The following is a 13,326-nucleotide window of genomic DNA, read 5'->3' as shown; positions in this document are numbered from 1 at the left end:
TGCTTAGGTAACGGCTATTGGTGAAGTGGTCCGGTGGATGAAGTCGCCTGATGTTGTCAGGGAATACCCTGCTTTGAATGGACGAAAAATACCGTGATATGCTACAGAATGTGTGCTTAAAGCTTACAATGAGGCCATTGATATGGAGCCCGTCAATCTCAATCGGTTTGCCTATTTCACAGCTGTCGTCGATGCCGGTTCGTTCACCAAGGCGGCAAAGCGGCTCGGCATTACTAAGACGGTCGTCAGCCAGCAGGTGGCCCGGCTAGAGAATGAACTGAAGACGAGCCTGCTTTTTCGAACGACACGGCGCGTCGAGCCGACGGAATCGGGACGGCTGCTTTATGCTCGATGCGTCATGATCTTCCGCGAGGCCGAAGATGCCGTGGATGAAGTCACGCGAGCCAATGCTATGCCGACCGGTATACTCCGTATTGCAGCATCCAACGATTATGGTGCCAGTACGATCGCGCCACTTGCCGCAGCCTTCGTCCGCAAATACCCTGCCTGCAAGGTCGAACTGCTTTTATCCGACGCACGCCTGGATCTGGTGGCGGACCAGATCGATCTATCCATCCGTGTCGGCTGGCTTGACGATTCCAGCCATCAAACGAGGCGCGTCGGCAGGTTCCGGCAGTTTCTCGTCGCGGCTCCCAGCCTCTCCGCCTCTCTTGCGCTGAGTAGACCGGAAGATGTCCTAGCTCTCCCGTTCATTGCCAACTTGTCCCTCAAGGAGCCACTGGTTTGGCGGTTCACCCGCGACGATTTCGAACCCCGGACAGTGCGAATGCAGCAGAGCATCATGAGCAATTCGACGCCAGCGGTTCTGACGGCGACGTTGGCGGGAGGCGGTGTTTCGGTGTTGCCGGACTTCCTGGCCGGCGAGCATGTCGAGGCCGGTCGATTGATCAAACTCTTGCCGGACTGGAGCCTGCCGGCTGGCGGGATCCATGTGGTTTATCCTGCTGCCCGCTTCCGGCCTCCGAAGGTCTCTGCATTTGTCGCGATGATGACATCTGGCTCGGGGTCGGCGGAACGCCGGAATCCTTCGTCCGCGCCGGCACGCTCGGCCTGCCGCTGATGGTGGCCATCATTGGCGGCCATTTTCGAACGCTTCGGGCCTCTTGTCGACCTCTATCGGCGGGCATGGGTGAGCGCCGGCCATCCTCCCGGGAAGGAACGAGTCGGTGTGCACGCGATGGGCTTCGTTGCCGATACCGACGAAGCCGCCCGAAAAGTTCTTCCGGCACGGCCGTTGCGCCGCTAATACGGCGAGCGGAAAAGCAGGACTGACGCTTTTGTGAGAAAAGATCGAACTCCGGGGCGCGCATGCCGCGGAGGGCAGAGCATTTTCTTTTTCGAGCGGCTGATGCCGTTCAGTTCTGGCTCTGGCTTTGCATCTGGCCGCCGTCCTCGACCTTGACGGTCACCGACAGCGTTTCTCCCGGCGTGCCGATGCGCATGCCCGAAATCGGCGCGGCGTCGCGGTAGCAGAGGCCGGAGGCGACGCGGACATAACGCGCATCGGGGCAGATCTCGTTGGCGGGATCGAAGCCGACCCAGCCGAGGCCGGGAATATGGGCTTCGGCCCAGGCGTGGGTCGCCGCCTGCTCGACCTTTTCCGCCATCATCAGATAGCCCGAGACATAACGGGCCGGCACTTGCAAGGCACGGGCGGCGGCAATGAAGATGTGGGCATGGTCCTGGCAGACGCCGCTCTTCTTTTCCAGCGCCTGTTCGGCCGTCGTCGCGGTGTTGCTGGTGCCGGGCTTATAATCGACCGTCTGGTGGATTGCTTCCATCAGCGCATGCATGCGGGCAAGATCGTTGTCGCCAGCCACACCTTTGATCAGCTCCTTGACCAGCTTGCCGCCCTTGGTCAGCGGTGTTTCGCGCAGGAAGAGCCAAAGCGGGCAGAAGCCGGTATGCGGGCCGGTGACGCCGTTATTATCCGCGGTCTCGACCTCGCCTTCGGCGAGGATGCGCGTCAGGTGCTGCGCGCCCTCCAGCGACACCAGATTGACGTGATTGCCGTATTGATCGTCATATTCCACCTCGGGCGTGGCGCCCTCGACATTCAGCGACCAGCCGAGCACCTTCTGGGCAGCGGATGTCGGCGGCGTCAGCCTGAGCCGCTGCAGCGAGAACTGCGCCGGTTCGTCGTAGCGGTATTCGGTGAGGTGGCTGATTTTCAGTCTCATGTTCTGATCCGCTTAAACGTAGAACCGGTAGCCGTCGGAAATCTCCGCGCCGAGCTGGTTGTTGCGCGAGACGAAATCCTCCAGGAATTCGTGCAGGCCCTGATCCATGATGTCGCGGATCGCTCTGGTCTGCAGCGTGGTGCGGATCGCATCGGCGGTATCGTGGGCAGGTAGGCGCGCCTCGTAATCCTGGGCGAGATAGCCGAGATTGCTGACGATCTTCTCGTAGCAATAGGCCAGCGAACGCGGCATCTGCACATTCAGCGTCAGGAAGTCGGCAATGTTCATCGCCCGGTATTCGCCGTCATAGGCCCAGCTATAGGCGCGGTGCGCCGAGACTGAGCGGAGGATCGATTCCCACTGGACATTGTCGAGCGAGGAGCCGACCGCCGAGACCGAGGGCAGCAGCACGTAATATTTCACGTCGAGAATGCGGCTGGTATTGTCGGCCCGCTCGATGAAGGTGCCGATGCGGGCGAAATTATAGAGTTCGTTGCGCAGCGTCGAGCCGTGGAAGGCGCCGCGGATGAGGCCGGCGCGGCGCTTGATGACGTCGATCACCTCAGGCAGGTCGGCGGCCTTCACGCGCTTTTCGAGCAGCGCTTTCAGCTCGATCCAGCATTCGTTGGTCGCTTCCCAGGTCTCCCGCGTCAGCGCCGTGCGCACCATGCGGGCATTGTTGCGGCCGGACTCGATGCAGGACATGACGCTCGACGGGTTGGCGCGATCGCGCAGCAGATAGTCGATCGCATCGGCATTCGTCAGCTTCGTGTGGCCCTCGTCATAAGCCTCACGCACGCCGGCACTTTGCAGCACGCCATCCCAGTTGTCGTCGCCAGCGCTGCTGCGGGTCAGCGACATGCGCAGCCCGGCATCGACCAGGCGGGCGATATTTTCGGCGCGCTCGATGTAACGGAACATCCAGTAGAGGCCGTTTGCAGTTCTTCCGAGCATCAGTCCTCCAATACCCAGGTGTCTTTGGTGCCGCCGCCCTGGCTGGAATTGACCACCAGCGAGCCCTGCTTCAGCGCCACGCGGGTGAGCCCGCCCGGAATGATCTGAACCTTGTCGGACACGAGCACATAGGGGCGCAGGTCGACATGGCGCGGCGCAATGCCTTTGTTGACGAGGATCGGCACGGTGGAGAGCGACAGCGTCGGCTGGGCGATATAATTGTTCGGCTTGGCCTTCAGCTTCTCGGCGAAATCGGCGCGCTCCTTCTTCGAGGCCGTCGGTCCCACAAGCATGCCGTAGCCGCCGGAGCCGTGCACTTCCTTGACGACCAGCTCTTCCAGATGCTCCAGCACGTATTTCAGGCTTGATGCTTCCGAACAGCGCCAGGTCGGTACGTTTTCGAGCAGCGCCTTGCTGCCGGTGTAGAATTCGACGATTTCCGGCATATAGGAATAGATCGCCTTGTCGTCGCAAATGCCGGTGCCCGGCGCATTGGCGATGGTGATGTTGCCGGAGCGGTAGACATCCATGATGCCCGGAATGCCGAGCGCCGAATCGGCACGGAAGGTCAGCGGATCGAGGAAGTCGTCGTCGACGCGGCGGTAGAGCACGTCGATCGCCTCGTAACCGCGGGTCGTCCGCATCTTTACCTTGCCGTCGATGACGCGCAGATCCGAGCCTTCGACCAGTTCGACGCCCATCATGTCGGCGAGGAAGGAATGTTCGTAATAGGCCGAATTGTAGATGCCGGGGGTCAGCACCGCGACGCGCGGCTTGCCGGTGCAGCCGGGAGGGGCGAGCGACGCAAGGCTCTGGCGCAGCAGATAGGGATAGTCCTCGACGCGCTGCACCTTGTTCTCATGGAAGAGTTCCGGGAACATCTGCATCATGGTTTCCCGGTTTTCCAGCATGTAGCTGACGCCGGACGGCGTGCGGGCGTTGTCCTCCAGCACGTAGAACTGGTCCTCGCCGGTGCGCACGATATCGGTGCCGACGATATGGGTGTAGACGCCGCCGGGCGGGCGGAAGCCGATCATCTCGGACAGAAAGGCGACATTGTTTTCGATCAGCTCGCGCGGGACACGGCCGGCGCGGATGATCTCCTGCTTGTGGTAGATATCGTCCAAGAAGGCGTTGAGCGCGATCACCCGCTGCTCGATGCCCTGAGCAAGCTTGCGCCATTCGCGGGCGGAAATGATGCGCGGAATGATGTCGAAGGGGATCAGCTTTTCGGAGCTATCGGCATGGCCGTAGACCGCGAAGGTGATGCCGGTCTTCCGGAAGATGTTTTCCGCATCGCGGGACTTGGCAATCAGATGCGACCGGTCTTGGCTGTTGTACCACTCAAAATATTTTTCATAAGGCGGGCGAGGACTTTCATCCCCGGTAATCATTTCATCAAATGCCAAAGGTGCGTGCTCCCCTTTTTTGTTCATTTGAATACAACGCAAATTGCAATGCAAGAACCATGCGCAGTTCGAGGAAAAGATTTTGCGTTGCGGGAAACTGGGGGAATTGGGGGTTGGAAGCGGCGTGGCGGATGGTCGTCCGCCAGAGACTGCGTAAAATATGAGCAGGTGATGGTTTTTCGTTCTGCAGGTTTGTGGGGGCACAGCCTTCCCGCTTGTCCCCTCATCAAGTCAGTTCGACCGAGGTGCCGGCACTGTTTGGTTCAGTTGGTGGATGGTAATTCCAGGGCCGGCTCTGTGCCGTGAATAGCTCTTTGTGCCCTCCCACTCTCCGTCATGCTCGGCCTTGAGCCGAGCATCCATACGGCATCCTCCGGAGTCGTGGCATGGATCCTCGGCTCAAGGCCGAGGATGACGGAGAGTGGGGTTATCATCAGCGAAATTTCAAATAAGCATCAACGCTTCGCCTTTGACTGTGACTGCCCGGTGCAGCTATCAGCACGGGCGAACCCTTTTCTGCCGAGCAGCCTCATGTCCCTCGACCGCTTTGCCCCCGCCGTTTTCGTTCTGCTCTGGTCCACGGGCTGGGTGGTGGCGAAATATGCGGCGGTGCATTCCGAGCCCTTCACCTTTCTTTCGATACGTTATGCGCTATCGGCCCTGGCGTTTCTGGGCTTTTGCCTGGTGACCGGGGCGCAATGGCCGAAAAGCCGGGCGACGACGCTGCGGGCGGTCTATTCCGGGTTCTTCCTGCACGGTTTTTATCTCGCCGGCCTGTGGTGGGCGATCGCCAATGGCGTGCCGGCCGGCATATCGGGCATCATCGCGGCGCTGCAGCCGTTGTTGACGGCGATGGCCGCTCCCTTTCTGGTCGGCGAGCGGTTGCAGCAGACACAGAAGCTCGGCCTTTTTTTCGGCTTCATCGGCATTGCCATCGCCATTTCGCCGAAACTGCTCGATCCGGCGACATCGGATCTCACGCATGCCGCCCTGCCGCTGGCGATCAACCTCATCGCCATGGGCTCGGTCACCTACGGCACGCTCTATCAGAAGAAACACCTGCAATCCGGCGATCTCAGGTCGATCGCGACGCTGCAATATGTCGGGGCGCTGCTGCTCACCCTGCCGCTGTCGCTGATCTTCGAGCATCAGCATTTCGATGGCACAACGCAGGCCTTTGCCGCGCTCGTCTGGTCGGTCTTCGGTCTTTCGATGGGCGGCGTCGGGCTGCTGCTTTATCTAATCCGCCGCGGTCAGGTCTCCCGCGCGGCCTCGCTGATCTATCTGATGCCGCCAGCCGTCGCTTTCGAAGCCTTCATCGCTTTTGGAGAACCGCTGACCGTGCCGTTGATTCTGGGCACAGTGATCGTGGTCGTCGGTGTCTATCTGACAAACCGCAGGGTCGTTCCGCAGGTGCCGGCCAGAGCCTAGGCCGAGGGCTGCGACATGCTTGAACGAAAAAAGGCCGGTTCAATCCGGCCTTTTTCCTTTGGTTCAATCAACGCTCAGGCGCGTTCGCGGCGCTGGCCGCCATTGCGGGAGCCGGAGCCACCGCGGCGGTTGCCGCCATTGCCCTCGCGGCGGGGTTCGCCGCCCTGGGCCTGCTGCGGGCCGCGGTCTTCGCCATGCTTGCGGGCCGGGCGGCCATGGGCGTGGCGGCCGTTGCCGCGGTGATGACCGCTCGGCTCGCCATTGGCATGATGGCTATTGGGGCCGCCATGGGCAGGACGCTGCGGCTTTGCCGAGGGGCGGAAGTCGGAGGTCGAGACCAGATCGTTGTCGGGGCCGAGATTGGGGGTGGCTTCACCGCGGCGCTGGCCGCGGAAATCCTCGTTGCGGCTTGTGCGCTCGGGACGCGGACGGCGCTCCTGACGGCTGCCGCGATGCTCCGAGCGGTTCTGATCGCCACGGCCTTCACCGCGACCCTGAGCTTCGCGACCCTGGCCCTGGCCGCCACCGCGGTTGCGGTTGTTGCCATTGCCGTTGCCGCGGCGGGGGCCGGCATTGCTGATATTGGCCGGCGCTTCGCCGCTTGCGACTGAGATGTCGATGCCCATCAGGCGCTCGATGTCGCGCAGCAGCTTGGCCTCGTCGGGGGCGCAGAAGGCGATTGCGATGCCGTCGCGGCCGGCGCGCGCCGTGCGGCCGATGCGATGGACATAGGCGTCGGGCACTTCGGGCAGGTCGTAGTTATAGACGTGGCTGACGGCCGGGATGTCGATGCCGCGGGCGGCAACGTCGGTGGCGATCAGCGTCTTGATGCTGCCGTCACGGAAGGCCTTCAGCGCCCGCTCGCGCTGGCCCTGGCTCTTGTTGCCGTGGATCGAGGCGACGGAGTAGCCGATATTGTCGAGATGCTTCATCAGCTTCTCCGCACCGTGCTTGGTGCGCAGGAAGACGATGGCGCGGCCATCGGGGTTTTCGGTCAGCGACTTGCGCAGCAGTTCGGTCTTGTCGTTCTTGCCGGCGACGAAATGGACATACTGCTCGACCTTGTCGGCAGCCTTGCCGGGCGGCGTGACTTCGACCTTGACCGGATCGACGAGGTATTCGCCGGCGAGATCGGCAATCATCTTCGGCATGGTCGCCGAAAACAGCATGGTCTGGCGCTTCTTCGGCACCAACTTGGCGATCTTGCGTAGATCGTGCACGAAGCCGAGATCGAGCATCTGGTCGGCCTCATCGAGCACGAGATAGCGCACGGTGGTCAGGGTGATGGCGCGGCGATTGACGAGATCGAGCAGGCGGCCGGGGGTGGCGACCAGCACATCGGTGCCCTTCTCGAGCTGCAACTGCTGCTTGTTGATCGAGACACCGCCGACGACGACGTTGACGCGCAGATGCGACTTGCGGATGAACTTCTTCAGGTTGTCGGCGATCTGGTTCACCAGCTCGCGGGTCGGCGCCAGGATCAGCGTCCGCGTCGTGCGGTTGTCGGGGCGACGCTCGTCGGCGAGCAGCTTTTCAATGAGCGGCAGGCCGAAGGCAGCGGTCTTGCCGGTGCCGGTCTGGGCGAGGCCGATCAGGTCGCGGCCTTCGAGCAGGAGAGGGATGGCCTGTTCCTGGATCGGCGTCGGCGTTTCGATGCCGAGCTGGAACAAGGTGGCGACGATCGGCTTGGAGACACCAAGCGATTCAAAATTAGTCAAGGCATAACCTTTCGGGGCGCCACAACGACTATGGCCGGAACGCACCATGCGATCCGGTTTCATTCTGGCGTCAAGAACCCCGCGTGAAGTGGGAACTTGTGAGTTGGAAAAAGCTTTCCAGCGCTTCTGGCCGCGGATGGGAGTGCGGCCTCTATCGAAATGCGCTTTTGTCCCTTCTTCCTGCGTCCGTATTTTTGAGCAGGGGCACGCTCACGCGGCGGCCGGAAGGGTGAAAGCTGAGCTGCATGTGGCCCAGTTCGCTCACAAAGTCAAGTGCAGTGCACAAAAAGCCTCAACCAAGGTCAGCCGAAGGCATGGTGAGAAGGAAGCTTTGCGATGCGATTTCCGCGCCGTTGACGAGGATGACGATGCGGTGTTGGCCGGGATAGTAACGCCGGGTGGTGATCGGCCGCATGGGGTGACGGCGCTCGATCGACTGGCTCTGCCCGGGCGCGAGCATGATCATCCTGCACTTGAACACCTTGGGCGAGAGCGAGCCATCGCTCTTCATATGGTGGATGGCGTAGTCGATCATCAGCGATTGCGCGGTCTCGCCGGCATTCGTGACGCGGATTTCGAAATCCAGCCCTTCGCCGAACATGACCTCCGCATGCTGAAGCCGCAGTTCGCATGCAAGCGATGCGGCCGCGCCAAAACCGAAATTAGCGAGCGCCTGCGCGTGGCCTTTCTTGAGAAGCGTCCGCGAGGCATGTTTCAACAGCCGGCGGCGGTCTTCAGAAGCACCTTCGATATGGCCGGAGATAAAGGTGGCGACCAGATCCGGATGATCCTTGGCGATGTCATTCAGGCTGTTGGCGACGGATCGGCGGACATAGTCCTCGGGATCATCGATCAGTGCTGACAGGATCGGCAGGATCGGCGCCGGGTCTTTCACAAGTTGCGGCAGGCGCATGGCCCAGGGCAGGCGCGGCCGCGTTCCCTCGCTCGCCAGCCGGCGCACATGCCGGTCGGGATCACCGAGCCAGCCGGAAATGATAGCGAGCGCCCGTTGCTGCTCACGATGAATAAAGCGGCGGATGCCGTATTCGGCGGTGAAATGCGGCGTCAGCGCCTTCAGCAGATCGAGGCCGAGCTCGAAATGATCGGGGCCGCGGGCGGCGATGAACTGGTTGACCGGCAGCAGCATCCACCCTGATAGACCAAGCCTGCCTGAGGCAGGCAGGCTCGCCTTCAGGATGGCCGCGGCTTGCGGGAAATCTTCGGGAAGCGTGGCAAACAGCGCGTCCCGGATCAGCGCCGCGCGTTCCATCAGCTCCAGGGCATCAAGACCGCGGGTTGCCAGCGCTGCGAAACGATCCCTGTCGAAGGCGGGCGCATGGGCGGCGATACGATCGGCCATGTCGGCGACCAGCGCCTGATGCAGCAGATTCTTGAGCGGTTCCGGCATGCTGATCCTCCCTCTATGGGAGGATTGGACCGGCGCCGCTGGGAGGTCAAGCGGCGCCGGATGGCGCTTTCAACTATTCCGGGCAGACTTTGACGCGGTAGGGGTTGCCCCAATCGTCGTGCCGCCATTCGAGGTGGCAGTAAGATGGCCGATAATAGGTCCGGTAGACCGGATAAGGGCGATAATAAGGGTAGGCGGGATAGGCCGGGCGGGCGGCCTCGGACAGCAGTGCGCCGCCGACGACGCCGGCGGCGAGGCCGCCCCAGAAGGCATCGCGTGGACGGGCATCGGCGGTGGTGGCAGTGGCGAGCGAGGCGCCGGCAAAGGTCAGCGCAATCAGGCCCGTCGCCATGGTCTTATGAAAAACGGACATGCTATTTTCCTTGATCTAAACTGGCTTCCATAAAGCCGTGTTCAGACTCCGCCCGGATCACGGCGGCGCGATGGCCGTCCAAGCGTCCTCAGCATTAAATTTTTGTCATGATTTCAACGGATCGCGGCATGGCAGGACGAGTGATTCAGTTCGTGGGACTGACGTTGGCGACGGCGGTCTGTCCGTCTCGTGCCGCCAATGGGAGGCACGTTCAACTCGTCGGGCCGGCCTGTAAAAATGGCCTGCTGAAATTTATGGTTAAAACCTTGTTAAAAGCCTTGGCGTTATAATCTTTGTCGTTGATATTTCATTCATTGCGGGAGCGACAATTTCTTGAAATCAGCCGGGGACATACTGGAATTGGCTTGCCGCCGGATCGCCGATCTGGACACCCCGGCCTATGTCAAGAACAGCGAGTTGCGCTATGTCGCCGTCAACGAGGCCTATGCGGACTTCCTGGGCCGCGAGATTTCCGATTTCATCGGCAGGCGCAGCCGCGAACTCTTCGACCGCCCCGAGGAGGAGGATCGCGAGGACAAGGAGCGCCGCGCGCTGGTGTTCGGCAGCGAGGAGAACGCCATCTGCTTCGACGCGGCGAACCTTCAGCATGAGCGCATTCAGATCGAAAGCTTCTCGCCGTCACCGGAGCGCATCTACGTGCTCGGCATCTTCGAAGCCCGCGAGCGCCGCGCCGTCGGCAAGAGGGAAATTGGCGGCAGCTCTCAGACTGTAAACGATTTCGGGCCTGCCGCCGATCTTGCCTGGGTGCGCGAGGCGCTGGAAAAGCTCGATCATCCGATCGGCATCTTCGCCGCGGACGGCCGCCCGCTGGTTGTCAACGCCGCCCACCGCAAAGGCGGGCATCCTTCGCCCGCCGGGGATTCGGCCTGGGGCGACAGCGTCAACGAACTCGACGCCCTGCGCACCGTGCTCGAAGATCTGCCGGTTGCCGTCTTCGTACGCGATGACCAGCATCGCCTGATCTATGCCAACAAATATTACGAGACCTTCAGCGGCCGCGCCCGCTCCGAATATCTGGGAATGACCGAACACGAGATGTTCGGGCCGGAAGGTGCCGAGCCGATCTACCAGGAAAACCTGCTGGCGCTCCGGGACGGCATTTCGGTGGAGCTCGAGAGCGAGATGCCGAGCACAGGCGACCACGTCTATCCCGTCATTTCGCGCGTCAATCGCGTGATCACCGCGGATGGGCGGACCTATGTCGTCGGCTCCTTTTCCGACATTTCGCCGCTCAAGGAGCGCGAGAAGGCACTGATCGAGGCGAAGAAGCAGGAAGAAGTGCTGCATCGGGATATCGAGAGCATCCTGCGCTTGCTGCCGATCGGCGTGCTGATCCTCGATAACGACCACCGGATTCTTTCCGTCAACGACGAATTCTACAGCATCTGGGAGCTGCCGCTCGACGACCGCTTCGACGGCCGCCCTTTCATCGACGTCATTCGCCGCAATGAGGAACTCGGCCGTTACGACGGCACGCAGACGCCGGAAGAGATCTACGCCTTCCGCAAACACCTGTTCGAAACCGACGAGCCGGAGCCGATCGAACTCGGCTGGGCGGGCGGAAAATCCGTCATCTTCGACAGCCGGCGCATCTCCAACGACCGCATTCTGCTGACCTACGCCGATATTTCGGCGGTGCGCGAGCGGGAGAAGGAAATTCACGAGACCCGCGCCGCGCTGGAGCGGGTCGGTGAAATGATGCGCGATGCCACGCATGCGATGTCACAGGGGCTTGCCATCGTTCAGGACGGCATCATCAAGATGTCCAACGAGGCGATGGCCGATATCCTGCAGATTCCGGCTTCTTACATCGCGGCCGGGCAAGGCTGGCTCGGCATGTTCGAATTCTGCGCGGCGCGCGGCGATTTTCACGATGCGGCGGACGAGATCCTGCAGGAGTGGCGCGCCAATATCGCCGCCAGGCAGCCGATCTCCACCGTTTTCCATGTCGGCGGCGAGCGCTGGGTGAACATGGACGCGACGGTCAGCGAGGGGCAGCATTGGGTGGCGCTGTTCACCGATGTCACCGATCTGAAGAGCCGCGAGGAGGAGTTGCGCCAGCTTCTATCGCGCGCCGAAGCCGCCGACCGCGCCAAATCCGAATTCCTCGCCAATATGAGCCACGAGATCCGCACGCCGATGAACGGCGTGCTGGGGATGGCGGAGCTGCTCGCCAAGAGCAATCTCGACACACGCCAGAAGACGTTCGTCGACATCATCGTCAAGTCAGGCAATGCGCTGCTGACGATCATCAACGACATCCTCGACTTCTCGAAGATCGACGCCGGGCAGATGAAGCTGCGCAGAGCCGCCTTCGACATCACCGAAGCGGTGGAGGATGTGGCCACGCTCCTCTCCTCGCATGCCGCCGAGAAGAACATCGAATTGCTGGTGCGGGCGGCCCCCGATCTGCCGGCTGCCGTGATCGGCGACGCCGGGCGTTTCCGCCAGATCGTCACCAATCTCGTCGGCAACGCCGTCAAATTCACCGAGCGCGGCCATGTCTTCGTCGATGTCGGCTTCCAGGCGGCCGGCGGCGGCGAGATCATGGCGAGCATCCGCATCGAGGATACCGGGATCGGCATCCCGGCCGAAAAGCTCGAGTCGGTGTTCGACAAGTTCTCGCAGGTCGACGCCTCTTCGACCCGGCGGCATGAGGGTACGGGTCTCGGGCTTGCGATCACCGCCGGCCTCGTCGACCTCTTCGGCGGCTATCTCAATGTCGAGAGCGAATGGGGCAAGGGCTCGGTCTTCACCGTCAACCTGCCGTTTGCGGTGGCGGCCGCCCGTCTCGAGCCGAAGCCGCTGCCGATCAACGTGCAGGGCGCGCGCATCCTCGTCGTCGACGACAATGACGTCAACCGGCGCATCCTGACCGAGCAGCTGTCGCTCTGGGGCTTCGACGGCGTCGCCGCCGAAGGCGGCGGCACCGGCCTTGCGATCCTGGAAGCGGCGGCCGAACTCGGCGTCACCGTCGATGCCGTCGTGCTCGACTATCACATGCCCGATATGAACGGCGCCGATGTCGCGCGCCGGCTGCGCGCCGATCGCCGCTTCGCCGATCTGCCGATCATCTTCCTGACGTCGATGGATATTTCGGGCACGGAAAAGGAATTCGCGGCGCTGAACGGCCACGCGCATCTGATGAAGCCGGCGCGCGCCAACGTGCTGCGCAACACCGTCGTCGAAGTGGTGCGCGCCAGCCGCGTCAAGCAGGCTTCAGAGGCCGAGATCGCCCGGCTGCAGGCGGAGGCGGCCGCGCCTGTCCCGGCGCCTGCGCCGGTGCCGCCGCAGCGGGCTGCCGAATTCGTCGATGTGCTCGTCGCCGAGGACAACGAAGTCAACCAGATCGTCTTCACGCAGATCCTGCAGGGAACCGGCCTTTCCTTCCTCGTCGTCGAAAATGGCGAGGAAGCGGTCGCCGCCTGGGAGCGGCACACGCCGCGGATCATCATGATGGACGTGTCGATGCCGGTCATGAACGGCCATCAGGCGACCCAGACGATCCGCGAACGGGAAAAGGGGCAGGGCCACCGCGTGCCGATCATCGGCGTCACCGCCCATGCACTCGAAAGCGATCGCGAGCTCTGCCTCGATGCCGGTATGGACGACTATATGTCGAAGCCGATCAGCCCGGAACTGCTGGAAGAGAAGATCCGGCAATGGCTCGGCAAGGACGAGCAGCAGCCGGGGCGTAGCAGCTATTGATCTTTGCGCAATTGGAAGCTGCCACCGGCTTTGAGATCCGATTTCTCGTGGATGTAAACCATTCGACCGCTGCGTCGGATGCCTCCACCTGATAAGAAACATC

General features: G+C 62.1%; 9 protein-coding genes and 1 pseudogene. 4 read left to right on the top strand and 6 right to left on the bottom strand.

Annotated elements, in window-relative coordinates:
* The first annotated feature begins 142 nt into the window (after window positions 1–142).
* On the top strand, window positions 143–1,081 hold the full coding sequence (locus AMK05_RS16595; protein ID WP_064840242.1) for a LysR family transcriptional regulator: 939 nt from the start codon (window positions 143–145) through the stop codon (window positions 1,079–1,081).
* A pseudogene (locus AMK05_RS35590) lies at window positions 1,015–1,237 on the top strand (LLM class flavin-dependent oxidoreductase); the annotation flags it as partial. The gene AMK05_RS16595 and the pseudogene AMK05_RS35590, both read left to right, overlap by 67 nt.
* Window positions 1,238–1,376: 139 nt before the next feature.
* Here AMK05_RS35590 and AMK05_RS16590 read toward each other — a convergent pair.
* The 3 genes from AMK05_RS16590 to AMK05_RS16580 are packed head-to-tail and all read right to left on the bottom strand — an operon-like array spanning window position 1,377 to window position 4,564.
* The gene (locus tag AMK05_RS16590; RefSeq protein WP_064840239.1) at window positions 1,377–2,201 is read right to left on the bottom strand and encodes a transglutaminase family protein; all 825 of its coding nucleotides are present in this window, start codon (window positions 2,199–2,201) and stop codon (window positions 1,377–1,379) included.
* A gap of 12 nt (window positions 2,202–2,213) precedes the next feature.
* A complete protein-coding gene (locus tag AMK05_RS16585; RefSeq protein WP_064840237.1) occupies window positions 2,214–3,155 on the bottom strand; it encodes an alpha-E domain-containing protein in 942 nt (313 codons plus the stop codon).
* Window positions 3,155–4,564 carry a circularly permuted type 2 ATP-grasp protein gene (locus tag AMK05_RS16580; RefSeq protein ID WP_049736073.1) on the bottom strand — a complete coding sequence of 470 codons (1,410 nt, stop codon included), beginning with the start codon at window positions 4,562–4,564 and terminating at the stop codon, window positions 3,155–3,157. The genes AMK05_RS16585 and AMK05_RS16580 overlap by 1 nt, the downstream gene beginning before the upstream one ends.
* A gap of 531 nt (window positions 4,565–5,095) precedes the next feature.
* Between AMK05_RS16580 and AMK05_RS16575 the strand changes: the two genes are divergently transcribed.
* Window positions 5,096–5,995, top strand: a complete 900-nt coding sequence (locus tag AMK05_RS16575) for a DMT family transporter (RefSeq protein ID WP_064840235.1) — start codon at window positions 5,096–5,098, stop codon at window positions 5,993–5,995.
* Window positions 5,996–6,069: 74 nt separating this feature from the next.
* Here AMK05_RS16575 and AMK05_RS16570 read toward each other — a convergent pair whose 3' ends face one another.
* The 3 genes from AMK05_RS16570 to AMK05_RS16560 form a co-directional block, all read right to left on the bottom strand.
* A complete protein-coding gene (locus AMK05_RS16570) occupies window positions 6,070–7,761 on the bottom strand; it encodes a DEAD/DEAH box helicase (protein ID WP_064840232.1) in 1,692 nt (563 codons plus the stop codon).
* Between the two features lie 244 nt (window positions 7,762–8,005).
* The gene (locus AMK05_RS16565; protein ID WP_064840230.1) at window positions 8,006–9,121 is read right to left on the bottom strand and encodes a DNA alkylation repair protein; all 1,116 of its coding nucleotides are present in this window, start codon (window positions 9,119–9,121) and stop codon (window positions 8,006–8,008) included.
* 73 nt (window positions 9,122–9,194) lie between these two features.
* Window positions 9,195–9,494, bottom strand: coding sequence for a hypothetical protein (locus AMK05_RS16560; RefSeq protein WP_064840228.1), 300 nt, complete (start codon window positions 9,492–9,494; stop codon window positions 9,195–9,197).
* Window positions 9,495–9,827: 333 nt separating this feature from the next.
* Here AMK05_RS16560 and AMK05_RS16555 point away from each other — a divergent pair, with 333 nt between their 5' ends.
* Entirely contained in the window at window positions 9,828–13,223 is a 3,396-nt protein-coding gene (locus AMK05_RS16555) for a response regulator (RefSeq protein WP_064840225.1), read from the top strand.
* Window positions 13,224–13,326: the final 103 nt, after the last annotated feature.

The organism is Rhizobium sp. N324, from assembly GCF_001664485.1.
Lineage (GTDB): Bacteria > Pseudomonadota > Alphaproteobacteria > Rhizobiales > Rhizobiaceae > Rhizobium.
Note: the sequence above shows the minus strand (reverse complement) of the source record. Positions and strands in the feature narration are given on the sequence as shown.